This window comes from Salinibacterium sp. UTAS2018 (assembly GCF_004118935.1).
Lineage (GTDB): Bacteria > Actinomycetota > Actinomycetes > Actinomycetales > Microbacteriaceae > Rhodoglobus.
Map to the genome: position 1 here is coordinate 2875288 of NZ_CP035375.1, position 23492 is coordinate 2898779.

The following is a 23492-nucleotide window of genomic DNA, read 5'->3' on the forward strand; positions in this document are numbered from 1 at the left end:
TAGTGTCTCCCTTTGTGCGGTTAAACGCACTATTGAGAGGGTCCCTCACTGTTCGCAAAACTTTGCGGATGAGGCGCCCGAGGCTGGGCGCTTACTGAACGGGGGAGAGCGTCGCGAGCACCGGGCGGTGGTCGCTGCCGAAGCCATCGTGAGATTCAATGACGCGCATCCCCGTCGCCGTCCACTCGCTCGTGCTCATGACGTGATCAATCGGGGCGCCCAGAATCGCTGGCAGCTGAGTCGGCCACGTGCCGAGTGCGGCGTTGTCGGTGACCGAGGCGGCATCCGCGCAACTACCGAGAGCGTATTCAGCACCATCGGCGAGGGACGCGTAGTGATCGAGGGTCGAGTTGAAGTCTCCAGCGAGAATGGTGTTGCTGCCGCGGCATTGCTCGGCAAGCCAGTCGAGGTCGGTGCGCCAGTTTGCCATCTCGCCCTGCACGGGCGCGACGGCGTGCACGGCAACGATCGTGGGCATCGACGGGTCTTGGGGAATCGCCACGACACTCGGCAGCGTCGACGTGGTGCGCGTCTGCACATCAACGTCGTACTCGCCGAGGTCGACGCTGATGAGCACCGTGGTGGAGCGCGACTTGGAGATCTGGTCGTACGCCAGAGTGTGCACCCACATGCGTTGACCTTCATCGGCCATGCGCTGTGCGACCTCGAAGCCCAATTCGCGCGTTGTCTCAGGCAACGTGATGATGTCTGCATCGTTTTCTAGCGCAAGATCAGCAATAGCCTCGGCGCCCGGCGCATCGCCGAGGGTGTTCCACGACAACACGGTGATATCGCCATCGGCTTTCGTCTCGAAGCCCGGGCTTCCAAAACCTCGGGTCGACAACACCACGAGAGAGAGCGCGCTGAATGCCAGGCCGATCACCGCGAGCGATGCCGCGAAGCGGCGCATTCGAGGCGACAAGAGCGCGATGAGGGTGAGCGCGAGTACCGCTACGAAGGCCCCGGCAGCGCTCAGCCCGCGCAGCGACACCACCTGGGCGACGCCGACCGTCTGTTCGAGATCGAACAGCTGTGGCCACGCCGCGACAATAAGGGCGGCTGCGGTGGCGAGTATAAAGATCGCCGCGAGAAAGCGTTGAATCATAGCGACCTGAGCCTAGAGCAATAGGCTTGCATAATGCTCAACACCCCGATCGACCTGCACACTCACAGTGCCGTGTCAGATGGTACCGAAACCCCCACCCAACTCGTGCGCTCTGCCGCCCGAGCGGGGCTCGGAACGGTAGCGCTCACCGACCACGACTCCACCGCTGGCTGGCAGGAGGCGATTTCTGCGGCATCCGCCTCGGGAATCAATGTCATTCCGGGCATGGAGTTGAGCACCAATTTCGGCCCAGCGAGCGTTCACGTGCTCGCGTACCTCTTTGACCCGCTCGATCGCACGATCGTGACCGAGACGGCGCGCATCCGCGACGGTCGTCTGCGGCGGGCTGAGCGCATCGTCGAGAAGATCGCCCTCGACTACGACCTGACCTGGGATGACGTGCTCGCCGAATCGTCGGATGGCACGACGCTGGGTCGGCCGCACATCGCTGACGCGCTCGTGCGCAAGGGACACGTCGCTAATCGCAGTGCCGCGTTTGAGAGCATCCTGCACTGGCAGGGCGGCTACTACGAGAAGTACTACGCGCCGAGCCCGCTCGAAGGTGTGAAGATGATCGTCGCTGCCGGGGGAGTGCCCGTGCTCGCGCATCCAGCCGCCCACGGAAAATATCGGTCGATGGATGACGCGGTGATCCGTGAACTCGTTGACCACGGTCTGTTCGGGCTCGAGGTTTACCACCGCGACAACACCGAAGAGGGCAAAGCGTGGCTGTTGACGGTCGTCAAGAAGTTCGGGCTCGAAATCACCGGCTCGAGCGACTATCACGGCGAGGGCAAGCCCAACCGGCTTGCCGAAAACACCACGGCACCCGAAGTGCTCGAGAAGATCATTGCGCGTGCCACAGGATCACAACCGTTTATTGCAGGCGCTAACCCCGCCCCGGAGGAGAACTCATGACCACCAACGCCGAACAGTGGAACGCTTTGACCCCTGAACTGCTCCGCAGCCGGGGAAGTAACAAGTGGACCGCACCCGAAGGTGACCTGCTGTGCGCGGGTGTTGCCGAGATGGATTACGGCACCGCTCCGGCCGTGCTCGAAGAGTGGGCGGCCGTCGCCGAGCGTTTCGGCTTCGGCTACCCCGACGAGTCGGTCGGGCTCGAAATGAACGCGGCGACGGCACAGTGGCACCGTGAGCAGTATGGCTGGCAGCTGGATGCCGCCGACGTTCACCCCCTGCCCGACGTACTCAAGGGTCTCGAGCTGGCGATCACCAAGTTCAGCAAGCCCGGCGCTGCGGTCGTCGTGCCGACTCCGGCCTACATGCCGTTCTTAGCTGTGCCGAAGGACTTCGGGCGCGAGGTCATTGAGTCGCCCATGCTGCGCGGCGACGACGGCAGCTTCGCCCTCGACCTCGACGACATCGCCCGTCACTTTGCCGCCGGCGCCAACCTGCTGATTCTCGCTAACCCCGGAAACCCCACGGGCAAGGTGTATTCCCGTGACGAGCTCGTAGCGCTCGCCGAGGTTGCTGACGCGCACGGTGCGCGCATTTTTAGCGACGAGATTCACTCGCCCCTCGCCCTCTTCGGTAACAAGCACGTGCCTCTCGCGAGTGTGTCGGATGCCGGTGCGCGTGCCGCGATCACGGCCACCAGCACGTCAAAGGCTTTCAACCTGCCCGGGATGAAGTGTGCGCAGATCATCCTCAGTAACGACGCCGACCGCGCACAGTGGGAGTCGCTGAGCTGGCTTGCCACGCACGGCGCCAGCACACCCGGCATGAAGCTCAACACGGCCGCCTACCTTCGCGGTGAGCCGTGGCTACTCGAAGTGCGCGAGTACATCGAGGGCAACATCGAATACGCGCGCACAGCGCTCGCCGAGTTGCTGCCGGAGGCCCGGATGGCTCCCATGCAGGGCACCTACTTGGCGTGGCTCGACTTGCGCGCGTACTCGGATGAGCCGGAACTCTCTGAGATGTTGGCGGAGAAGGCAGGCATCCGGGTCAATGGCGGTGTCGGGTACGGCGCTGTCGGCGCTGGTCACATCCGGGTAAACCTGGCTACCTCGCGGCCCATTCTTGCGCGGATCATCGCACAGCTCGCTGCGGCGCTGAAGGCCTAACCACCGCTCAGCAGCTGTCTCGCGTTACGTTCTTTTGAATTCTGAGCGCGACCGCGCCCACCGTTGGACAGTCGTGGCACACTAAGCGCATGAGCGTTGTCGAGAACTCCAAACTGACCATCGTAGGCGCCGGCAGTGTCGGTGCCAGTGCCGCCTACGCCGCCCTGATCCGTGGCTCTGCCCGCCAGATCGCCCTGTACGACATCGCGACCAAGAAGGTGGATGCTGAGGTGCTCGACCTCGCCCACGGCACGCAGTTCACGGGCTCGAGCCAGATCATCGGCGGCAGCGACATCTCGGTTGCGGAGGGGTCGCACGTCGTGGTGATCACGGCGGGTGCCAAGCAGAACCCGGGCCAAACGCGGCTTGAACTTGCCGATGTGAATGCTCGGATGCTCGGCTCGATGATTCCGCAGTTGATGGAAGTCGCTCCGAACGCCATCTACGTCATCGTCACCAACCCGTGTGATGTGCTCACGGCGCTCGCGCAGGAGCAGTCGGGGCTGCCGCCCGAGCGCCTCTTCGCCTCAGGCACCGTTCTCGACACTTCGCGACTGCGCTGGAAGCTCGCGGAGCGCGCCGGGGTTTCGCCCTCGAGCGTTCACGCCTCGATCATCGGTGAGCACGGCGACTCCGAGTTTCCGCTGTGGTCGCGCGCGACCATCGGCGGCGTGCCGCTGCTCGAATGGCACCGCGATGGGCATCCGCGTATGACAGAGACCGAGCTCGACGAGATCGCCATCAGCGTGCGCGACGCCGCCTACAAGGTGATCGAAGGCAAGGGTGCGACGAACTATGCGATCGGCCTCTCGACCGCCCACATCGTCGAAGCGATCCTCGGGGATAAGCACTCGATCATGCCCGTGGCGCCTGTTCTTACGGACTTCCACGGCATCAGCGGCGTCGCCCTCTCAGTGCCGTGCATCGTCAGCGCTTCCGGCGCGAGTCCCATCAAGGAGACCACCTTCAGCGAGAAAGAGCTCGAGCTGCTGACCCGGTCAGCGACCGCCCTTCGCACGGCGGCAGAATCGTTGCGTCCCTAACTCAGCGGCGGACGCTTCGTCTGCCGTGCCGGGTCACACCAGCGCTTCTCCGGCAGTGCTACCCGCGTTAAGGACGAAAGCCCCGCACGGCGTGCGGGGCTTTCGCGTGAAGTGTGCTGGTTAGGCAGTGGGAGGCGTGCTCGGTGCACCCTCATTGCCGCCGCGACGACGACGAGTGCGCTTGCGGCGAGCGGGTGCTCCACCGTCGTGCGTTCCGCCGCCTTCGGGGCGGGTGCTGTCGTCATTGGCGCGGGCGTTAGCGACCGATCCTCCGTCGCTCGAGCGTGAGCCGGAACCGGATGCGGAATCCGATCCGGCGGAACGGGTGCGGTTGCGAGGCGGGCGTGACGAGTCGGTTGAACGCTGCGATCCGCGACCACCGCCTGATCCCGATCCCGATCCTGACCCGGAGCCACCGGTGCGCACAGCCGGAGCGTGCGATCCGGGAAGGCGGCCCTTGGTGCCCTCAGGAATGTTGAGGTCGGTAAAGAGGTGCGGGCTCGACGAGTAGGTCTCAACCGGCTCGGGGATGCCCATTTCGAGCGCCTTGTTGATGTGCGTCCACTTGAGCATGTCTGCCCAGTCCACGAACGTGACGGCAACACCGGTCTTGCCGGCGCGGCCGGTACGGCCAGCACGGTGCAGGTAGGTGTCGTGGTCATCCGGGATGGTGTGGTTGATCACGTGTGTGACGTCGTTGACGTCAATGCCTCGTGCCGCAACATCCGTCGCGATAAGAATGTCTTTCTTGCCCGCCTTGAACGCGGCCATGGCGCGCTCGCGCTGCTCTTGGTTGAGGTCACCGTGCACGGCAGCAGCGTTGAAGCCACGGTCGTTCAGTTCTTCAACGAGCTTGGCCGCCGCACGCTTGGTGCGCGTGAAGACAACCGTCTTGCCGCGGCCCTCAGACTGCAGGATGCGAGCAATGACCTCATCTTTGTCGAGGTTGTGCGCGCGGTAAACGACGTGCTTGATGTTCTTCTGCGTCAAGCCCTCGTCGGGGTCGGTAGCGCGGATGTGAATGGGCTTGTTCATGAAGCGACGAGCGAGAGCCACGATCGGGCCGGGCATCGTTGCCGAGAACAGCATGGTGTGGCGGGTAGGAGGAGTCTGCGCGAACAACTTCTCGATGTCGGAAAGGAAGCCGAGGTCGAGCATCTTGTCAGCCTCATCCAGAACCATCACCTTGATGTCCTTGAGCGAGAGCATGCGCTGGCTGGCGAGGTCGAGCAAACGACCAGGCGTACCGACGATGACTTGAGCGCCGGCCTTGATCTGCTCGACCTGACCTTCGTAAGCCTTGCCGCCGTAGATGGCCGCAACCTTGGTGGAACGATTGGATGCTGCGAGCACGAGGTCTTCCGCTACCTGAACACACAGCTCGCGAGTCGGCACCACGATGAGTGCCTTTACTCCGGGCTCCGGATCGGTGCCGAGCGACTGCAGTACAGGGAGACCGAAACCGAGCGTCTTGCCGGTACCCGTCTTGGCCTGGCCGATGATGTCTTGGCCGGCGAGGCCCATGGGAATTGTTTGCGTTTGGATCGGGAACGGTTCGAGGATGCCCTTGGTTGCAAGTGCATCGACCATGTCCTGATCGATATTGAGTTCTGAGAAAGTCACGTATGAAGCCCGTCTAGGTGCGAGGCGCCCTTTTTGACCTGGGGCGCTGGAGACCCCCTCCTGAGTCGGGGGGATGCCCGCAGTTTAGCGGGTTGCGCTGGGGTGAGGCCGTGAATTGAGGCGGCGAGGCGCGTTGCAGCAGAGACGTAGGGCACCGAGACGCTCTAAGCTGGCTGCGTGGTTAAGTGGTTTTCGCGCAAACCAGGTCGCATCGAAGTGCCTCGCCTTCGATCACGAGCTGATGCTTCCGCGACCGAAAAAGTAGCCCTAGCGGAGTTCGCTCCCGACATCCTCGCGTTCCTCGGGCGTGCAGCGTATGTGCAACTCATGATCTTCGAAAACCTCTCGCGAGTGATTTCGACGGCGCCAACGACGGCAGCCAAGACAGCAATCGGCAAAGCGGCCGAGTTGTCGATGGCGAAGCACCGCAAGCTGGTCGACGAGATCACCAAAGCTGGCGGTTCGCCCGCCGAAGTGATGGACACCTTCACCAACGAGGTCGACCAGTTCGACCGCATCGCTCGAGGTGCCGACTGGTACGAGTCATTGATCTCGGCCTATTTGAGTGCCGGATTCTTCGACGACTTCTACGCCCGCCTCGCTGCGGGGCTCCCCACGGAATCCCACACTCGGCTCGTCGCAATTTTTCGCGCAGAATCGGGCGAGAAGGTGCTGGCGGAATTCTTGCAGGCGGCAATTGACGAGAATCCTCGTCTGGATTCGCGCCTGGCGATGTGGGGCCGCCGCCTCATGGGCGACATGATGCTGCTGGCTCGTTCCGCGCTGGTCTTTCCCGACCACACGCGCAACACCGAAGCCCAGGTTGAACCCGTGTTCACGGAGCTCGTCGCGTCGCACACCCGCCGAATGGATGCGCTCGGCCTGACCGCTTAGCAGCGATCGTCTCGCTGCTGAGGCTCTAGGTGTCCAGCTATCTAGCTGCCTTGCTGTCTAGTTGCCGTGCGACAGTGTTTCGAAAGCACGCACATCGGCGACTTCGCGGTGACGCGGAAGCATGACAGCCGTGACCAGCGCTGCAGCGATGCCGGCGAGAAGACTCGCAACCCAGATCCAGCCGCCGTCGAAAGTCAGTCCGACCCAGACGAGAGCGACCCAGACGGTCGCTGTGACCGCGGCGCCAATGGCGGGCAGCAGTGCCGCGCCGTACATGCCGCGCGAGGGCAGCAGGTAACGAATGATGGTCGCGAGTGATGCCCCGATGACGGTGACGAACAGCAGTTCCACTGTTAGGCCACGAATCCGATGCGGCGCGACTCTTCTTCTCCGAGTTCAACGTAGGAGACCGATGCGGTGGGAACGATGTAGAGCTTTCCCTTGGCGTCGCGCAGGCTCACGTACTTGGCATCCGAGTTCAATGCCTCGGCAATGATGGTTTCAACCTCGCTCGACGACTGTGCCGACTCGAAGTTGATCTCACGGGGGCTGTTGTTGATACCGATGCTTATGTCCACGAAGACAGATTACGACACAACGCGGGGCGATGAATGTCCCGTTCACTGTCAGCGCATCCCGATACCGTTGATTCATGGTCACCTTGCCCCCTGAGCCAGCGGATGTCGCGGCTTCCGCTCCGCCGAATCTCGACGATTCTCAGCGCGCTGTCGTCGACCTCGCTGACGGTAGGAGTGCGGTGGTCGTCGGCGCGGCAGGTTCCGGCAAAACTGCGACTCTCGTAGAACTCGTTGCCGAACGCGTGCATGCTCGCCAATGGTCGCCGGAGCAGATCGTGGTGCTCTCGGCCACTCGGCAAAGTGCAACGGCACTGCGGGATCGTCTGGCCGCTCGCCTCGATGTGCCCACGCTCGGGCCGATGGCGCGCACGGCTAATTCCTTGGCGTTCGAAGTCATTCGCGAAGCGGCGGCCGTCGCCGGAGACGGCGCGCCCACACTTTTGACCGGCGCCGAACAAGACCAGATTATTTCTGACCTTCTCGCCGGTGAAATTGCCGACGGCACGGGGGCGCCCTGGCCGGCGCACCTCGATCCCGAGGTTCGCCGCCTGCGGGGCTTCCGCACCGAGTTGCGAGATCTGATGATGCGCTGTGTCGAGTTCGGGGTGGCTCCCGAAGACCTCGCGGCGCTGGGCGAACGCACCGATCGGCCGGAATGGGTGGCGGCATCCGCCTTCATTTCGGTTTACGACGCCGTGAAAGCCAGCTACCGTGACCGGCATTTCGACGCGAGTGAGCTGCTGGCCGAGGCCGCCGCACTGATCGAGGGCGGTCACTACGCCGCAATCGATCGGCTGCGGCTGGTAGTGGTGGATGACGCTCACGAGCTCACCGAAGCCACGATTTCGCTCGTACGGGCGCTTGCTTCTCGCGGCATCACGATCATCGGTTTCGGTGACCCCGACCTCACCACGGGCTCGTTTAGAGGCGCTCAGCCTGCCGTGCTCTCGCAGTGGACCGTGCGGCTCGGGCTGGAAAATTGCGAATCACTATTCTTGTCGTCGGTTCATCGCCACTCTGCCGAGTTGCGCCACACCGTTACGGCGCTGACTCAGCGCATCGGTGTGGCCGGGCTCATCGAGCAGCGCAAGTCGCCGGCGGTCGCTACCGGGCCGTCGAGCATCTATAGCTTTCAGCTCTCGACCCCCGCTGAAGAGGTCGCCTTCATCGCTCGGCACTTGCGCGAAAAGCACGTGTTGGAGTCGGTGCCGTGGTCGCGCATGGCGGTCATCGTGCGCACGGGATCCTTGATTCCCTCGCTCGCACGTCAGTTGCGCACGCTCGAAGTTGGCACGAGTGTGTCGAGTGCGCGCAGCGCGGTCCGCGACGAGTTCAGCGTGAACGGACTCATCGTGCTGCTCGAGTTGGCGCTGGCACGTCGCCCGCTGGATGCCGCGGCGGCCGTCGAATTGCTGTGCAGTTCAGTCGGCGGTTTCGATGCCGTCTCGCTGCGCCGCCTTAAAGCGGCCCTACGTCACGAGGCATTGGGCGCCGAGATTTACGACTCGGCCGACGAACTGATTGCTCAGGCGATGGCGGCCCCCGCGGGGTTTGTCACGATCGACAATCGCGTTGCTCGGCACGCTGCTGCGGTGGCCAAAAACCTGCGCGAGACGGCTGACGCCGGTGCCGCGGGTGACACTATCGAAGAGCTTCTCTGGGGTGCGTGGCAGCGCAGCGGGCTGGCAGACCGGTGGTTCGACCAAGCCCTCGGTGCGGGCGTCGTGGCCGAAGAAGCCAACCGCCACCTCGACGCCGTCGTTGCTCTCTTCTCCTCGGCTAAGCGTTTCGTGGAGCGTCGCCCGGATGCTCCCGCGAACGTCTTTCTCAACGAATGGCTCTCGGCCGATGTCGCCGAAGACACGCTCGCGGCTCGCTCCATTATGGATTCGGTCACCGTCGGAACGCCGGCATCCGTCATCGGCCAAGAGTTCGATGTCGTAGTTGTCGCCGGATTGCAAGAGAACGTGTGGCCCAACCTTCGCGTGCGTGGCTCCCTGCTCGGCGCGCCTGACCTGCCGCGGGTACTCGCGGGGGAACAGCTTGCCGTGGCCGACCGTCGCCGCGAAGTGCTGCACGACGAACTGCGCATGTTTGCGCAAGCGGTGTCGCGCGCGACGAGTGAAGTGATCGTGACGGCGGTGGCCGGTGACGACAATATGCCGTCGCCCTTCGTGACTCTGATCCCCGAACCCGACGAGCCCGTGCGCTCACGACCGCCGCTGAGTCTGCGCGGCCTGGTGGGAGTGCTGCGCCGCGAATTGACGACCGGTACGAATCCGGATGCTGCGGCGTCGTCCCTCGCGCGGCTCGCCGCCGAAGGCGTCCCCGGAGCCGATCCGCGCTCGTGGTACGGCTTGCGAGCCCCGAGCACGACCGAACCTCTGGTCGACCTCACCGAACCGGATGCCGAAGTTCGCGTCTCGCCCTCGCGCATGGAGTCCTTCGAGACCTGCCCGTTGCACTGGGCCATCGACCAGCTGGGCGGATCAACGTCAAACACGGCCTCGAACCTCGGCACGCTCATCCACGATGTTGCTGAAACAGCAACCGATCTCAGCGCCGACGCGCTCTTCGCAGCCGTTGAAGAACGGTGGAGCGAGATGACGTTTGAAGCCAGCTGGCAGTCGGAGGCCGAAAAGCGGCGCGCTAAGAAACTCACGCAGCACCTCGCCACCTACCTGCGCGATTTCACCGCCAACGGGGGAGAGCTCGTGAGCAACGAAATGGGTTTCACGCTGCCACTCGAGCAGGCCCTACTCAGCGGAAAGATTGACCGCGTCGAGGTGTACGGCGGCACCACCGCCGTGATTGTTGACCTCAAGACAGGCAAGAACGAGCCAGCGACCGATAAGGCCGTGGCCGATCATCCGCAGCTCGCGGCCTACCAGCTCGCCTTCGCATCGGGAGCGATCGAGGGAGTGCCCGAAGGGCTCGTGAACGGTGGCGCCAAGCTCGTGGTGCTCTCGCCCTCGGCCAAGACCCGCGATTACGTCGACCCCAAACAACAACCGATGAGTGACAAGGAGCTCGAACTGTTCCGACAGCGCGTGATCGAGGATGCACGTGGAATGGCCGGCAGCGTCTTCGTGGCCCGGGTGAGCAGCCACTGCACCGACCCGTGGAGCTTCGGCAATTGCCGCATCCACGTCGTGCCGGCGGTGAGCGCCCGATGATCTCCTCCGTAGACCTCGCCGGGCTCCTGGGAATCCATGCCCCCACGCCGCAGCAGCAAGTCGTGATTGAGGCGCCCCTGTCGCCGGCGCTCGTGGTGGCGGGGGCTGGCAGCGGTAAGACCGACACGATGGCCAGCCGGGTGGTGTGGCTCGTGGCCAACAATTTCGTAACCCCCGACCAGATCCTTGGTCTCACTTTTACGCGCAAGGCAGCGGGATCGCTGAGCAAGCGCGTGAGCGAGCGCATCGCGATTCTGCGCGACGTTCAGAACCGGCATCCGGAACACTTCGAAGCAACACCCGAGACCGCTTCGATCGAATTCGATCAGCCGACGATCTCCACGTATAACTCGTTTGCGAGTGCGCTCTTCACCGAGAACGCACTGCTCATCGGGCGTGAACCGGAGTCGACACTGCTCAACGACCCCTCCTCGTGGCAGCTTGCCCGCAAGCTCGTCGTCGCGAGTACGGATGACCGGCTCGTCGGCCTCGAGAAGTCGATCAATGCGCTCACCGAGGCTGTTCTCGACCTCAGTCATGCGCTCAGCGACAACGTTGCGAACGCGGATGACGTGGCCGCCTACGCGCAGCGCTTCACCCAGATCTCTGAACTCCCGTATGCCGACACCGCGCGCAAGAAAACTCCGTACGCCTCCGTGACCGATGCCGTCGCCGAGATCGGGTCCCTCGAACCACTGCTCGACCTGGCTGTGCAGTACGCGCAACAGAAGCGAGCGCAGGGCCTCCTCGAATTCAGCGACCAAGTCGCGCTCGCGCTCGAAGTCGCTCAGCGCTCGCAGGATGTCGTCGACCACTACCAAGACCGCTACCGCGTCGTGCTGCTCGACGAGTATCAAGACACCAGCGTCGTGCAAACCCGGCTGCTCGCCCGCCTCTTCGGCAACCACTCCGTGATGGCGGTCGGCGACCCGCACCAGTCGATTTATGGCTGGCGTGGAGCGAGCGCCGCCAACCTCGCGCGCTTCAGCCGCGACTTCACCGAGAACGCGGATGCGCAGTACTTTGCGCTCTCCACGAGCTGGCGCAATGCGACCACGGTGCTCGATGCGGCCAACGTGATCGTCGAGCCGCTCAGCGCGCGCTCGCCCGTTCGGGTGGAATCGCTCGGCGCCCGACCGAATGCACCTGCTGGTGCCGTCGATGCGCACTACTTCGAGCACATCGACGAAGAAGCCCAGGGCGTCGCGACTTGGTTTGCGAGCGCTCTCGCCCCGCAAGCGTGGAATCACTACGACCCTGATCCCGACGCGGTGGCTCCGGAGCCGCCCACCGCCGCCATCCTCTTCCGCCGTCGCAGCGACATGGATCGCTTCGCCACCGCACTCGCCGCCCATGACGTTCCTTACCACGTGCTGGGAATCGGCGGCCTGCTGTCGACGCCCGAAATCGTCGATCTGGTTAGTGCGCTGACCGTCATCCATGACCCCAGTGCGGGTTCCGAACTGATCCGCCTGCTCTCGGGCGCGCGCTGGTCGATCGGTACGCGTGACCTGCAAGCTCTCGCTGATTTGTCACGCTGGCTGCTGAGTCGTTCCGTATCGCACACCGAGCTGAGTGACGAAGTGAAACAGCGGATGCGGGAGTCAGTTGCAGTCGACGATTCGGCATCCATTGTTGACGCTCTCGACTTCGTGGGCGAAGCCCCAGCCTCGCACTCGCAGCTCGAAAAATTCAGCGCCGAGGGGCTGTCGCGACTGAAAGACGCCGCCAAGCAATTGGCCTTCTTCCGCTCGCGGGCCGGCCTCGAGCTTGGAGATCTCGTGCGATTGCTCGAACAAGAACTGCTGCTCGACATCGAGGTTGTCGCGAGCCGGCCTCAGGCTCAGGGCATGGCTAATCTGTACGCCTTCCACGATGAGCTTGCAGGCTTCCTGGCGAGTGACGATCAAGCCAACCTCGCCAGCTTTTTGTCCTGGCTGCGCCGTGCTGCTCAGCAAGACATGATGGGGCCGCGTAGCGATGACGCCGAAGCCGGCACGGTGCAACTGCTCACGATCCACGCTTCTAAAGGTTTGGAGTGGGACCTCGTGGCGGTGCCACGCCTCGTTGACGGTGAAGTCCCCGCGACTTCGCGAGAGGGCAAGGGGTGGGTCTCGTTCGGCAAACTGCCGTTCGCCTTCCGCGGCGACGCTGCGGAGCTCCCTGAACTCGAGTGGGAAAACGCTCAATACCAGTCGCAGTTCGACGGCTCCCTCAAAGAGTTCAAAGCAGCCCTGGCCGACCGCCACCAAGCGGAAGAACGGCGTCTCGGCTATGTCGCGATCACTCGTGCCCGCGACAACCTGCTGCTGACCGGATCGTTCTGGTCGAGCCGGAGTAAACCGCAAGCCCCGAGCACCTTCTTGCAAGAGCTTGAGGAGCGCGAATTGATCGGTGAGCTGCCAACCGATCCTGTGAACGACGAAAACCCCACGCTCAACGATGTTGTCGATCCGCTCTGGCCCTTCGACCCGCTCGGCAATCGTCGAGCAACTGTCGAGGCGGCTGCACAGCTGGTCACGACCGCCGACCCCGGCGCTGATGGCCTCTGGGCCCACGAGATCGACCTCCTGCTCGCCGAACGCGCCCGTGCCGCGAGCGAAGCTCGCCGCACCCCGTTGCCGCAGCGCATCCCGGCATCGCGCTTCAAGGACTACATCGCTGATCCCGAAGCCGTGGCGCTCTCGCTGCGGCGCCCCATGCCGGAGAAGCCTTACCGAGCAACGCGACTGGGAACCCAGTTTCACGAGTGGGTCGAATCACGGTTCGGCTCTTCGGCCTCCACCGAAACGCTCGATGCGTTCTCGCTCGAACTCGACGGAGCCGACGACGACAGTGCAGCGGATGCCGAAAAGCTGGCCGAGTTGCAAGCCACGTTCGAACGTTCGGCGTGGGCCACGCGGCAGCCGATCGACGTCGAAATCGAGATTCACGTTCCCTTCGGCGACCGCGTTGTCATCTGCAAGATCGACGCGGTGTACGCCAATGGCGACCGCTACGAAGTCGTTGATTGGAAGACCGGTCGGGCCCCGCGCGATGAGGCTGACCTTGAAGCCAAGCAACTGCAGCTCGCGCTATACCGCCTCGCCTACGCGCAGTGGAAGGGCATTGCTCCTGACATGATCGATGCCGCGTTCTACTTTGTGGCCGACGACACCGTTATTCGCCCGAAGCACATCTCCAGCGAGAGCGAGCTGCGGCAGGCGTGGGCGGGTTCCGTCGGCACAGCGCCGAGTTTCGGCGGCTAGACCCGCTGGTGCGCCCGACTCGACCCGGTGCTGAACCCAGCTCTAGATCACGCGCTACACCCGGCGCTGTACCGGCCGGCTCAGGATCGCCGTGCTGAGCGCCTCGACGGGTTCGCGGGCAGCCATCGGGTTGTCGAGCAGCACGAAGTCCACGTCGCCGAGCTCGGGCAGCTCAAACGATGCCGGCACCTGCGCAAGGTCGGCGGGGATGAGCGATTGCGGAAACACGGCAATGCCGATTCCCGCGCGAACCGCGGCAAGCGCACCGTTCACCTCTTTCACGTTGCAGGTGATGCGCCAGGTGCGCCCATCCGCCTCCAGCGCTCGCATAGCGTAGGCGCGGCCCAAACTGGGCGCCTGATACGCGATGAGGGGCACGGGGGAGCCTGCTTCGAGCGTCATGCTCTTGTGGCCCAACCACACCATCCGGTCGCGGCGTACGAGTCGCCCGCCTTCGGCTCCGGCATCCTGCTTCACGAAGATCAAGTCGAGCTGGCCAGCCTGCAAACGGCGTACGAGATTGCCGCTTTGGCTCACCGTCAGTTCGAGGTTGATATGCGGATACAGCTGGCGAAAGTCGCGCAGGATGCGGGGCAACTGAGTGAGGGCAAGGTCGTCGGCCGAACCAAAACGAAGCCGGCCGCGCATAGCGGAACCGGTGAAGTACTTCACCGCTTGATCTTCCGCCGCGAGGATGGCGCGGGCGAAACCAAGCATCGCCTCGCCGTTGTCGGTAAGGGAGACAGCACGAGTGTCACGCATCACCAGAATGCGCCCGGCCGCGGTTTCGAGCTTGCGAATGTGCTGACTGATCGTCGGCTGGCTGAGCTCTAGGGCGCGGGCGGCATCCGTAAAGCTGCGGTTCTCGGCGACGGCGACGAACGATTTGAGAAGTACGGGGTCGAACACTTTGCTCCATTACGAAACGTAATTGAATTTATAGGCTCGATTATGCCGCGGAATGAGCGCGGAGACAATACGGTTGAACGCGTGAGTATGCCATCTGAGACGTCCCCCGCGACAGTTCCCATCTCGGCGGTCATGCAGCGCCCACTGTGGCGCGACACTTTTAGCTCGCTGCGGTTGCACAATTACCGCCTCTACGTGATCGCGCAATTCATCGCGTACACCGCAGCCTGGGTGCAACGCATCGCCGTCGACTGGCTCGTTCTTGAGCTCACCGGCAACGTCGCCCTCGTGGGGCTCACGATTGCCATCCAGTTCACGCCCACGATCGTGCTCGGCGCCTACGCGGGAGTCATCGCCGACCGGTTCAACAAACGCATTACGCTCATGGTCGCCCAGTCGATCATCGGCCTGCTCAGCCTCTCTCTCGCGATCATCACCATTATGGGAGCGGCGGAACTCTGGCTGGTGTACATTCTGGTGTTCCTGATGGGGGTCGTGCAGGTGTTCGATAACCCCGCCCGAGCCGTTTTCGTCAACGAACTTGTCGGCCCTCGTCATCTGCGTAACGCCATCAGCCTGAACGCCTCAATTTTTCACGCGGGCGCATTTCTTGGCCCGGCCCTCAGCGGTATTCTTATCGTCGCTGCGGGCTCGGGGTGGGCAATTGGGATCAACTCCATTGCCGTGGTTATCGGCGTGATAACCCTCGCGTCGATGCGTAAAAACGAGATCCTCGTTGCTCCCCGTGCCGTGGGCGCGAAGGGACAGATTCGCGAAGCACTGCGCTACATCAAGGCAAAGCCGACTCTGTTTTGGACGATGGTCATGGGCTTTGTCATCGCGGTCTTTGGAATGCCAATGCCGACACTTCTCGCGGCCATGGCCAACACGGTATACGACACCGGTGCCAGCGGCTACGGTCTCTACAACTCGCTCGCCGCGATCGGCGCTCTCCTCGGGGCGCTTGCCTCAGCGCGCCGCTCTAGCCTGCGGTTGCGCACGATTATTTTCGGAGCCGTTCTCTACGGCCTCATGATGATGCTGGCCGGAATCGTTCCCGTCTACGGTCTCTTTTTAGCCGTTCTCATCGGTGTCGGACTTAGCCGCTTGCTGCTCATGACGGCCGCGGAGACGATGGTTCAACTGTCGTCGAATCTCGTCATTCGTGGTCGCGTCGTTGCTTTCTGGGTGATTGTAATCCTGGGTGGCCAAGCTATTGGCGGCCCCCTCATGGGAACCATCGCGGAACTCTGGGGAGCCAAGCTAGCCTTCGTTATCGCCGGGGGTGTTCCCGCGACCGTCGCGATCGCCATCGCGATTTTGCTCGCTCGCTCGGGCCGGTTGACAGTAAAGGTTGCACCGCGGCGTAACGGTCGCTGGGTCGCGATTGTGCCGCATCACCAATTACGCACGATCACGGAACCGATCACGATCGTGGATGCTGACGCCATTCAGGCCGGAATCGATCCGCATCCTGCACCGAAGCGCAACAAGCTGCGTTCGCTGCGGTCATCGCTGCTGCGCCAGTCGGCGTCGAGACGGCGTTCTGACCGGTAGTGAAATGCTGCTATGACCGGTGACGATGAGCGACGGCCGCAGAGAGTCCCGCAATTCAGCCGTAGTAGCGAGCCGACACGGATGCCGCGAGGGTGTTAGACCGCGCGGTTGTCCTTACGCAGCATGGCTTCGACTTCTTCGACCGCCATTGTCGGCGCGGTGTCGGTGCTAATGGGATTCATGATGTCGTCACGAATGTCATCGAGAAGCGTTGTCAGCATTTCACCGGCATCATCAACGATCTCTGTGCTGCGTACTTCGGTGCCATGCAGCAGCCACTTCGCGACCGAAAGCTCAGCATAGAAGTTGGCGCGCTGCTTCAACTGGCGGTCACCAGCACCCCGAGCATCCGCGTAGGCACCAAAAGCGGTATCGATGATCGCCTCATTGCGGGGCCCGAGCAGCCACTGCAGGTCGGTGGCAGGATCGCCGACCTTGATGTCTTGCCATCCCAGCACGCCGGTGACGGCGTTGTTTGCGCTCAAAAATGAGTCCGAGACGAGGGAACCGTTGATGACGGTGGGCTGAAACTGCCACAGCTTGGAGTCTTCGGCCGCTTCGCGCCACCGTTCCAGCAGAGCCGCGGGCACGAGCTTGGTGGCGGCAGCACGGTCGATGATCGAAATGCAGGCGCGTAGTGCCTCGCTGGCGGTCTGCACGGGGAGGCCGGCATCCGCTACAAAGCTCGTGGGGAGGGCGTGAATGGCAGCGATGGCGGCTCCGATAGACGCCGAGAGCGACTTGGGGCCCGTGGTGTACGAGCGCATAGGAACTTTGTTGCCGTAAACGAATTCATAGACGATGCCGCGGGTTTGGCCGACAGGAACCTGCCCGGCGTAACTCGTTACATCGAAGGGAAGGCGCGTACGCACTCCAGCGCTCAGCGCGCGCAACGCCACGAGATCAGCGGACTGCGCATTTTCGGCGGCGGCGTTGCGGGGAACGCGAATAATCCAGTGCTTACCGGCGCGGTCGGTGATGAGCGCCGAGTCGAAGTCGTTGCCATTACCGGTGCCGAACGGGGCGGCTGCGGCGACTTCGAGTCCCTCGACAGCGGAGGTCGCCAGCGCGGCTAGAGTGAGATGTGATCTGGCCATAACACTCAGGGTAGGTCGCTCTGGCGTGCATTTGCCGTACGCCACGCACTTGGGACGGGGTCGATACATGTCACAATCTTTTCTTTCGCGGCTGCCACTGTCGCGATATGAGATTGATCGTGACCACTTAGCTCGAGAAGATCCACGTCTTCTTGATCGTTTGTGGCGTGACTCGGCGACGCGCGTGCTGCCCATTTTTGATGGGTCGGCGCTGCTGGCGGCCGATGGTTCTTTGGCCTTGCTCCACCCGGATGCGATCGAGCGCGGCCACACGAGTGTTTACTTGGGGCGGTCGACGTCTGACACAAGCCCCGAGCCCGTTGGCACTCCCATCGTGACCGTTGAGCTCGAGGATGCCGGTCACTTTGCCGAGGCGAACTGGGGCAACCTGCGCAGTATTGCAACGCAACTGAGCGACCGGGATGCCGGGCTCTTCACCGAGGCGCTGGCTATCTTGAACTGGCACTCCTCGCACTTGTTCTCGCCGCGCACGGGAGAACCGACTGTCGTGGAGAAGGCCGGCTGGGTTCGCCGCGATGTGGCCTCGAAACTCGAGATCTATCCCCGCACTGACCCCGCGATCATCGTCGGCGTGACTGACAACGACGACCGCCTCTTGCTCGGTTCGAACGCGTTGTGGGAGTCCAATCGCTACTCGCTCCTCGCCGGTTTTGTCGAACCAGGGGAGTCTCTGGAATCAGCGGTACAACGCGAGATCTTCGAAGAGTCAGGCGTACCGGTCGTTGATCCGGTCTATTTGGGTAGCCAGCCGTGGCCCTTTCCCGCGTCGCTCATGCTCGGGTTCACCGCGTCCGTCGCTCCGGGTTTCACGGGCCTCGGCACACCAGACGGCACAGAAATTCTCGATCTGCGCTGGTTCAGTCGAGACGAACTTGCCAACTCTTTGAACGACATCCGTCTGCCAGGACACTCGTCGATTGCACGCGCGATCATCGAGCACTGGTACGGCCAACCGATTGACGAACAACCGTGACGCTTGATGCCAATGCACTACTCGACGCTCTTGATGAAGGCCAGCGTCAGGCCGCCGAAACACTCCTCGGGCCGGTCTGTCTGCTTGCTGGCGCCGGCACCGGAAAGACTCGCGCTATTACGCATCGCATTGCGTACGGTGTCGCGACCGGTGTGTACCCTCCCGGACGAGTCATGGCCCTGACCTTCACTAACCGTGCGGCTGGCGAGCTGCGCGGTCGACTGCGTGCCCTCGGCGCCGACGGTGTCGCGGCTCGCACGTTCCACGCCTCCGCGCTCTCGCAACTCAACGCGTTCTGGCCGCAGACCATCGGTGGCACCATGCCGCGACTGCTTGAGGGCAAAGCGCGCATGATCGCCCACGCCTCTGACTCGCTCAAGCTGAAGCTCGACACTGCGACGCTGCGCGATGTTGCGGCCGAAATCGAGTGGCGAAAGACCTCGCGGATGTCGGTGGAGCAATACGGCAACGCCGGTCGCACGCCTCCCGCAGCGCTCACAATCGAGCGCATGGTCGAGTTGCAGACCGCGTATGAGGCGATCAAGGATGCCCGGCGCCAGATCGACTTCGAAGACGTGCTGTTGGCTGCCGCCGGAATGATCGAGGCCGAACCTCGCATTGCGCAACAGGTTCGCGAACAGTACCGGTTCTTCGTCGTCGACGAATATCAGGACGTCTCGCCGCTCCAGCATGAACTTCTGCGGCTGTGGGTTGGCGACCGCGACGATCTCTGCGTCGTCGGCGATGTGAGTCAAACCATCTATTCATTTGCCGGGGCGAGCCCGGAGTTCTTGCTGCGCTTCGCATCGCAGCACGACAACGCTGCGGTGCTGCGTCTCGAGCGCAACTACCGCTCCACGCCCGAAATCGTGCACACCGCCAACCGTCTGATGACGAATCAGAAGGGCGCACTGACCCTGCAGGCAGCCACGACGGAACATTCGCCCACGCCGCAGGTCACCGGGTATGACGACGACAACGCCGAAGCGACCGCAATCGCCGCCACCATCTCCGCTCAGATCGCGGCGGGCACGAGCCCCGAAGAAATCGCTGTGCTGTACCGCATCAATGCTCAATCGCAGCCCATTGAGGCTGCGCTCTCGGCCGCGGGAGTTCCCTTCCTCGTGCGGGGAGCCACCCGCTTCTTTGATCAGCGCGAAGTCAAAGAGGCCATCATGCTGCTGCGCGGTGCTTCGATCAGCACCGCCACCGAACCTCTCTTCAAATCGGTTAGTGACATCCTGCGGTCGATTGGTTGGTCTCAGGATCCGCCCGAGACGGCCGGTGCGGTTCGCGAACGCTGGGAGTCGCTCAACGTGATCATGCGCTTGGCTGAAGACGCTGCCCCCGAAGTCACGCTGCGCGAATTCGTCGCTGACTTGGTTGACCGCCAGAGCAGCAACAACGAACCCCTGCGCTCGGCCGTGAACTTGGCCACACTGCACTCGGCTAAGGGCCTTGAGTGGGAGTGCGTGCACCTCATCGGGCTCAACGAGGGGCTATTGCCGATCAGCTACGCGCGCACCCCCGACGCAATCGACGAAGAACGACGCCTTCTGTATGTCGGGATCACTCGTGCTCGTCGATCGCTCGGGATGTCGTGGTCGGCTAGTGCACAAACAGGCCGGGGTGGGCGTCGTGCCCCCAGTCGGTTCCTCGACGATGTTCGCGATCGGACTCAGCGCTCGTAACGTTCGCTACTTGCTGGCAACCGCAATCCGGGTGGCGAAAACGCAAGCTCTCATCCCTTCGGCCCGTCGCGTAGTCGATCCGAACCGACGACGTGGCATCAGCGGGGGTCTGATCGAACACGGTGTACCCACCGCGACCGAGGCGGTGCAGGGCCATGCGGCCCGCTTCGGCCGCTGCCTCTGCAACAAGCGTCGGAGTCTCGGCGAGCGAGGTGCGCCCCATGAGCTGAGTGGCGATGGCAGGCCAGGACGGGTCGGCATCGCGACGGTGCATGTCGATGCAGAGCAGGCACCCGGTTATCCCCGGTGTCACCACAGGCCCCACCTCGGCAGCAGAGTCGGAAATCACTACCGGCAGGTGCGGGATGTCGCGGCGCAGCCAGTGCGAGTGCACCGAGGGCGGGATGGCGAAGTGGCCAACCAAGATCGCAAGATCGGGATCGGGCTGGCTCAGATCGTGAGGTGTCGCAGCGACTTCGACGGTGACGCCGCTGGAGGAGAGGATCGCGGCGAGTGACTCGACGACGGCACCTGAACCCAACACGGCGACCTGCGCGCTGGGCGGCTGTGGGGGAGTTGCAACGAGTATCGCCGAAAGGGAATCGATGAGTTCGTTGCACTCGAGGGGGTGGGTGCTCGCCAGCATCTCTAAGCCGCTGCGACTTATTCCGGCGACCAATGCGGAGAGAATTTTCTCCTGTGCTTCGGTCACGTTCGGCAGCACAACAGCGGGCGGGTCGATGCCAAATTGGGCGCTGGTGGGGGATCGCCACACAAGCGGTAGTCGGGGGTCTACGCGCAGGATCATGTGCCTATTGTGCACACCTGTCCGATTGGTCAGTGTGAAGATTCCACAGCACAAAAATGAACGGTCGCCAAAGAATGCCCGATCGGGGTCCGATTAAGCCGCCGATGGCCGCCCTAGGAGTTATCGCCCTCGTGCGGGCGGTCACCAGATTCGTCGTTCAGAAGATCGTTAATGGCCTGGTCGATGTCATCCGGAGTAGTGCCGCCGTCGCGCAAGCGCGCAACCAGAGCCGCCGGATCGTCGATGTCAGCCGCCGTCGGCATGAGGTCGGGGTGTGACCACAGCGAATCGCGCTGTTCCGCGCCGAGCTCATCGGTAACGTGTTGCCACATAGCTGCAGCTTCGCGCAGTCGACGCGGGCGAAGTTCGAGACCGACGAGGGTCGCGAACGCTGACTCGGCGGGGCCACCGGAGGCACGACGTCGTCGCACGGTTTCGGCAATTGCGCCGCGTGCTGGCAGGCGAGAAGTGGCGGCAGCGGTGACGACGTCGACCCAACCTTCGACGAGCGCCAAAACGGTCTCGAGACGCTCAAGAGCCTCCCGCTGTTCTTCGCTCTTCGGCGGGATGAGTGACCCATTGGTCATGGCGTCACGCAGCTCTTCAGGATTGTTTGGATCGAAGTCGCTGGCGAGCTCGGCAATGGCATCCGAATCAATGTGGATGTCGTGGGCGTACGCCGTCACAGAAGTCATGAACTGAAGACGAAGCCATTTCGCGTGCCGGAATAGCCGAGCGTGGGCTAGCTCGCGCACCGCCAAGTAGAGGTGGATCTCGCTGTCGGGCAGGTCGAGACCGTTGCCGAAGGCAAAAACGCTCTGCGGAACAAGCACCGCCTGCTGCTCGTCGAAGAGGGGGATGCCGATGTCGCCTCCCGACACAACCTCGCTCGACAACTGGCCCACTACCTGACCGAGTTGCATGGCGAAAAGGGTGCCGCCGATGTTGCGCATCACCTTGCTGGCGCCGTTGAGCATTTCGTTCATCTCTTCGGGAGCATTCTGTTTGAGAACGTCGGTGAGAGAATTCGCGATGGAGTTGGCTACCGGCTCAGCCAACTGGGTCCAGATGGGCATCGTGATCGTGACCCACTCGCTGCGACTCAGCAGTTTGGGCTCGACCGTCAGCTCGGAGATGTCGGTGACCTCATTCAGCCAGAGGGCGGCAACGTGCAGCGCTTGCTCAAGCTTGCTGCGCTCTGCGGGGAGCGAGACAACCGTGCTCTGAGAAGCGAGGTTCTTGGCCTGCTCAAGGGCGATGTCCCAGTTGATGCCGTCGCCCGACTTGCCGAGGGCATTCTGGAGCTGACTGAGCAGCTGTTGGATCATTGCTGGATCGTTGGGCAAGCCTGCCGCACCGGCCAGCTTCGCGGGATCGATTTCACCATCGCCCGAGAGGAAGTCCCGCATCATGTCGCGGAACTCGTCTTCAGAATTGTTCTCAGCATTGTCAGCCATGGATTAACGCTAGCCGCTCGATGCCGTGCGCGGCTGAGTTTTGACCTAGGCTAGTGACTCTTACCGTGCGCCTGTGGCGAACACCGCTCCCCACCCCGTAAGGACCTAGGTGGCCCTGTTTACTGATAATCGACCCGAACCGTCACCACGTCGCGCCCGAAGCGGTTGGCTGGGATGGCTGATCCTGAGCGTCGCACTCGTCGGAACGCTGCTTGCGACCCTGGTTCCCTCGCCGTACATCATCGAGCAACCAGGCCCGGTTTACGACACTTTGGGCGACGTGGAAATCGATGGCGCTCTCGTGCCGCTCATCCAGATCCCCGTCGAAACGACGTATCCCACCGAGGGCGCGCTCGATATGCTGACCGTCAATGTGCGCGGTAATCCTGACTCGCCCTTGAGCTGGTTCGAGGTTGGTGCCGCCTACTTCGACCGCAGCCGCGCGATCGTGCCTGTCGAATCGGTCTATCCCGTCGGCGTCACCGTTGAAGAATCGGCCGAAGCCGGTCGAGTTCAGATGGAGTCTTCGCAACAGGAAGCGATCGCTGCAGCACTCTCCGACCTCGACTACGAGTTCGACGCCACTCTCACGGTCGCAGAAACTTCGGAGGGTGGACCTTCGGATGGCGTGCTCGCGGCCGGAGACGTCATCCTCACGGTGAATGGCGAGGCCTTCGCCGATGTCGCTGGACTGCGCGACACCATCGCCGAAAACGGCACGACCACACCCGCGGTGGTTGTGTTTGAACGCGACGACGAAGAACTCACCGTCGAGATCACTCCCGAGATGAGCGAGGGTGACGACCCCATCGCCATCATCGGCGTCGTGGTCGGTAGCGAATACAACTTCCCGGTTGACGTAAAGATTCAGTTGGAGAACGTTGGTGGCCCCAGCGCTGGAATGATGTTTGCCCTGGGGATCATCGACAAGCTCACTCCGGGCGCCATCAACGGCGGTCACGAGGTTGCGGGTACGGGAACGATCACCGCTACCGGCGATGTTGGCCCGATCGGCGGCATCCAGCAAAAAATGTACGGAGCGAGTGCGGCGGGAGCCGACTTCTTCTTGGCGCCGGTTGAGAACTGCGATGAAGTCGTAGACAACACCCCCAAGGGCCTCACGGTGTATGCGATCGACAACCTCAACGACGCCATCGTTGCGTTGGCGAGCATCCGCGGAGGCCTTAGCGGTGCCGGACTGCCTTCCTGCAGCGACCAATAGAGC

The 23492-nt window shown here is 63.0% G+C and carries 18 protein-coding genes; 10 read left to right on the top strand and 8 right to left on the bottom strand.

Annotated elements, in window-relative coordinates; all coding sequences use genetic code 11:
- Positions 1-91: 91 nt before the first annotated feature.
- Positions 92-1105 (bottom strand): endonuclease/exonuclease/phosphatase family protein, encoded by a 1014-nt coding sequence (locus ESZ53_RS13695; RefSeq protein WP_129073335.1) that lies wholly within the window; start codon positions 1103-1105, stop codon positions 92-94.
- A 33-nt stretch (positions 1106-1138) separates the two neighbouring features.
- Between ESZ53_RS13695 and ESZ53_RS13700 the strand changes: the two genes are divergently transcribed.
- The 3 genes from ESZ53_RS13700 to ESZ53_RS13710 all read left to right on the top strand — a co-directional run bounded on the left by ESZ53_RS13700 (position 1139) and on the right by ESZ53_RS13710 (position 4235).
- On the top strand, positions 1139-2023 hold the full coding sequence (locus ESZ53_RS13700) for a PHP domain-containing protein (RefSeq protein ID WP_129073336.1): 885 nt from the start codon (positions 1139-1141) through the stop codon (positions 2021-2023).
- A complete protein-coding gene (locus ESZ53_RS13705) occupies positions 2020-3192 on the top strand; it encodes a MalY/PatB family protein (RefSeq protein ID WP_129073337.1) in 1173 nt (390 codons plus the stop codon). The genes ESZ53_RS13700 and ESZ53_RS13705 overlap by 4 nt, the downstream gene beginning before the upstream one ends.
- A gap of 89 nt (positions 3193-3281) precedes the next feature.
- Complete coding sequence (locus tag ESZ53_RS13710; protein ID WP_129073338.1) at positions 3282-4235, top strand: L-lactate dehydrogenase; 954 nt, start codon at positions 3282-3284, stop codon at positions 4233-4235.
- A gap of 120 nt (positions 4236-4355) precedes the next feature.
- Here ESZ53_RS13710 and ESZ53_RS13715 read toward each other — a convergent pair whose 3' ends face one another.
- On the bottom strand, positions 4356-5858 hold the full coding sequence (locus tag ESZ53_RS13715) for a DEAD/DEAH box helicase (protein ID WP_129073339.1): 1503 nt from the start codon (positions 5856-5858) through the stop codon (positions 4356-4358).
- Positions 5859-6035: 177 nt separating this feature from the next.
- Here ESZ53_RS13715 and ESZ53_RS13720 point away from each other — a divergent pair, with 177 nt between their 5' ends.
- Positions 6036-6752: a ferritin-like fold-containing protein gene (locus ESZ53_RS13720; protein WP_129073340.1), complete on the top strand. Its 717-nt coding sequence runs from the start codon at positions 6036-6038 to the stop codon at positions 6750-6752.
- A 57-nt stretch (positions 6753-6809) separates the two neighbouring features.
- Here the strand turns inward: ESZ53_RS13720 and ESZ53_RS13725 are convergent, their stop codons facing one another.
- Both ESZ53_RS13725 and ESZ53_RS13730 read right to left on the bottom strand, forming a co-directional pair.
- Positions 6810-7103, bottom strand: a complete 294-nt coding sequence (locus ESZ53_RS13725; RefSeq protein ID WP_129073341.1) for a hypothetical protein — start codon at positions 7101-7103, stop codon at positions 6810-6812.
- A gap of 2 nt (positions 7104-7105) precedes the next feature.
- Positions 7106-7330: a DUF3107 domain-containing protein gene (locus ESZ53_RS13730; protein ID WP_129073342.1), complete on the bottom strand. Its 225-nt coding sequence runs from the start codon at positions 7328-7330 to the stop codon at positions 7106-7108.
- 74 nt (positions 7331-7404) lie between these two features.
- Between ESZ53_RS13730 and ESZ53_RS13735 the strand changes: the two genes are divergently transcribed.
- Positions 7405-10506 carry an ATP-dependent DNA helicase gene (locus ESZ53_RS13735; RefSeq protein WP_129073343.1) on the top strand — a complete coding sequence of 1034 codons (3102 nt, stop codon included), beginning with the start codon at positions 7405-7407 and terminating at the stop codon, positions 10504-10506.
- Positions 10503-13754, top strand: a complete 3252-nt coding sequence (locus tag ESZ53_RS13740; RefSeq protein ID WP_129073344.1) for an ATP-dependent DNA helicase — start codon at positions 10503-10505, stop codon at positions 13752-13754. The genes ESZ53_RS13735 and ESZ53_RS13740 overlap by 4 nt, the downstream gene beginning before the upstream one ends.
- 54 nt (positions 13755-13808) lie before the next feature.
- Here ESZ53_RS13740 and ESZ53_RS13745 read toward each other — a convergent pair whose 3' ends face one another.
- Positions 13809-14663 (bottom strand): LysR family transcriptional regulator, encoded by an 855-nt coding sequence (locus ESZ53_RS13745; protein ID WP_129073345.1) that lies wholly within the window; start codon positions 14661-14663, stop codon positions 13809-13811.
- An 87-nt stretch (positions 14664-14750) separates the two neighbouring features.
- Between ESZ53_RS13745 and ESZ53_RS13750 the strand changes: the two genes are divergently transcribed.
- Positions 14751-16220, top strand: coding sequence for an MFS transporter (locus tag ESZ53_RS13750; RefSeq protein WP_231595674.1), 1470 nt, complete (start codon positions 14751-14753; stop codon positions 16218-16220).
- A gap of 95 nt (positions 16221-16315) precedes the next feature.
- On the opposite strand, the gene ESZ53_RS13755 is transcribed toward ESZ53_RS13750, so the two are convergent.
- Complete coding sequence (locus ESZ53_RS13755) at positions 16316-17317, bottom strand: phosphotransferase (protein ID WP_129073347.1); 1002 nt, start codon at positions 17315-17317, stop codon at positions 16316-16318.
- Between the two features lie 67 nt (positions 17318-17384).
- On the opposite strand from ESZ53_RS13755, the gene nudC reads away from it, so the two are divergent.
- Together nudC and ESZ53_RS13765 are read left to right on the top strand one after the other, a co-directional pair.
- Complete coding sequence (gene nudC / locus ESZ53_RS13760) at positions 17385-18311, top strand: NAD(+) diphosphatase (RefSeq protein ID WP_129073348.1); 927 nt, start codon at positions 17385-17387, stop codon at positions 18309-18311.
- Positions 18308-20002: an ATP-dependent helicase gene (locus ESZ53_RS13765; RefSeq protein ID WP_129073349.1), complete on the top strand. Its 1695-nt coding sequence runs from the start codon at positions 18308-18310 to the stop codon at positions 20000-20002. The genes nudC and ESZ53_RS13765 overlap by 4 nt, the downstream gene beginning before the upstream one ends.
- Here the strand turns inward: ESZ53_RS13765 and ESZ53_RS13770 are convergent.
- Positions 19920-20810, bottom strand: a complete 891-nt coding sequence (locus tag ESZ53_RS13770) for a hypothetical protein (RefSeq protein WP_129073350.1) — start codon at positions 20808-20810, stop codon at positions 19920-19922. The genes ESZ53_RS13765 and ESZ53_RS13770 overlap by 83 nt on opposite strands.
- 113 nt (positions 20811-20923) lie before the next feature.
- Positions 20924-22267, bottom strand: coding sequence for a zinc-dependent metalloprotease (locus ESZ53_RS13775; RefSeq protein WP_129073351.1), 1344 nt, complete (start codon positions 22265-22267; stop codon positions 20924-20926).
- 109 nt (positions 22268-22376) lie between these two features.
- Between ESZ53_RS13775 and ESZ53_RS13780 the strand changes: the two genes are divergently transcribed.
- A complete protein-coding gene (locus ESZ53_RS13780) occupies positions 22377-23489 on the top strand; it encodes a PDZ domain-containing protein (protein ID WP_129073352.1) in 1113 nt (370 codons plus the stop codon).
- The last annotated feature ends 3 nt before the right edge of the window (positions 23490-23492 follow it).

Coding starts and splice junctions, on each gene's coding strand:
- nudC (WP_129073348.1), top strand. CDS start 17,385: ATGTCACAATCTTTTCTTTCGCGGCTGCCACTGTCGCGATATGAGATT.
- ESZ53_RS13740 (WP_129073344.1), top strand. CDS start 10,503: ATGATCTCCTCCGTAGACCTCGCCGGGCTCCTGGGAATCCATGCCCCC.
- ESZ53_RS13705 (WP_129073337.1), top strand. CDS start 2,020: ATGACCACCAACGCCGAACAGTGGAACGCTTTGACCCCTGAACTGCTC.
- ESZ53_RS13700 (WP_129073336.1), top strand. CDS start 1,139: ATGCTCAACACCCCGATCGACCTGCACACTCACAGTGCCGTGTCAGAT.
- ESZ53_RS13770 (WP_129073350.1), bottom strand. CDS start 20,810: ATGATCCTGCGCGTAGACCCCCGACTACCGCTTGTGTGGCGATCCCCC.
- ESZ53_RS13755 (WP_129073347.1), bottom strand. CDS start 17,317: ATGGCCAGATCACATCTCACTCTAGCCGCGCTGGCGACCTCCGCTGTC.
- ESZ53_RS13695 (WP_129073335.1), bottom strand. CDS start 1,105: ATGATTCAACGCTTTCTCGCGGCGATCTTTATACTCGCCACCGCAGCC.
- ESZ53_RS13735 (WP_129073343.1), top strand. CDS start 7,405: ATGGTCACCTTGCCCCCTGAGCCAGCGGATGTCGCGGCTTCCGCTCCG.
- ESZ53_RS13710 (WP_129073338.1), top strand. CDS start 3,282: ATGAGCGTTGTCGAGAACTCCAAACTGACCATCGTAGGCGCCGGCAGT.
- ESZ53_RS13775 (WP_129073351.1), bottom strand. CDS start 22,267: ATGGCTGACAATGCTGAGAACAATTCTGAAGACGAGTTCCGCGACATG.
- ESZ53_RS13750 (WP_231595674.1), top strand. CDS start 14,751: ATGCCATCTGAGACGTCCCCCGCGACAGTTCCCATCTCGGCGGTCATG.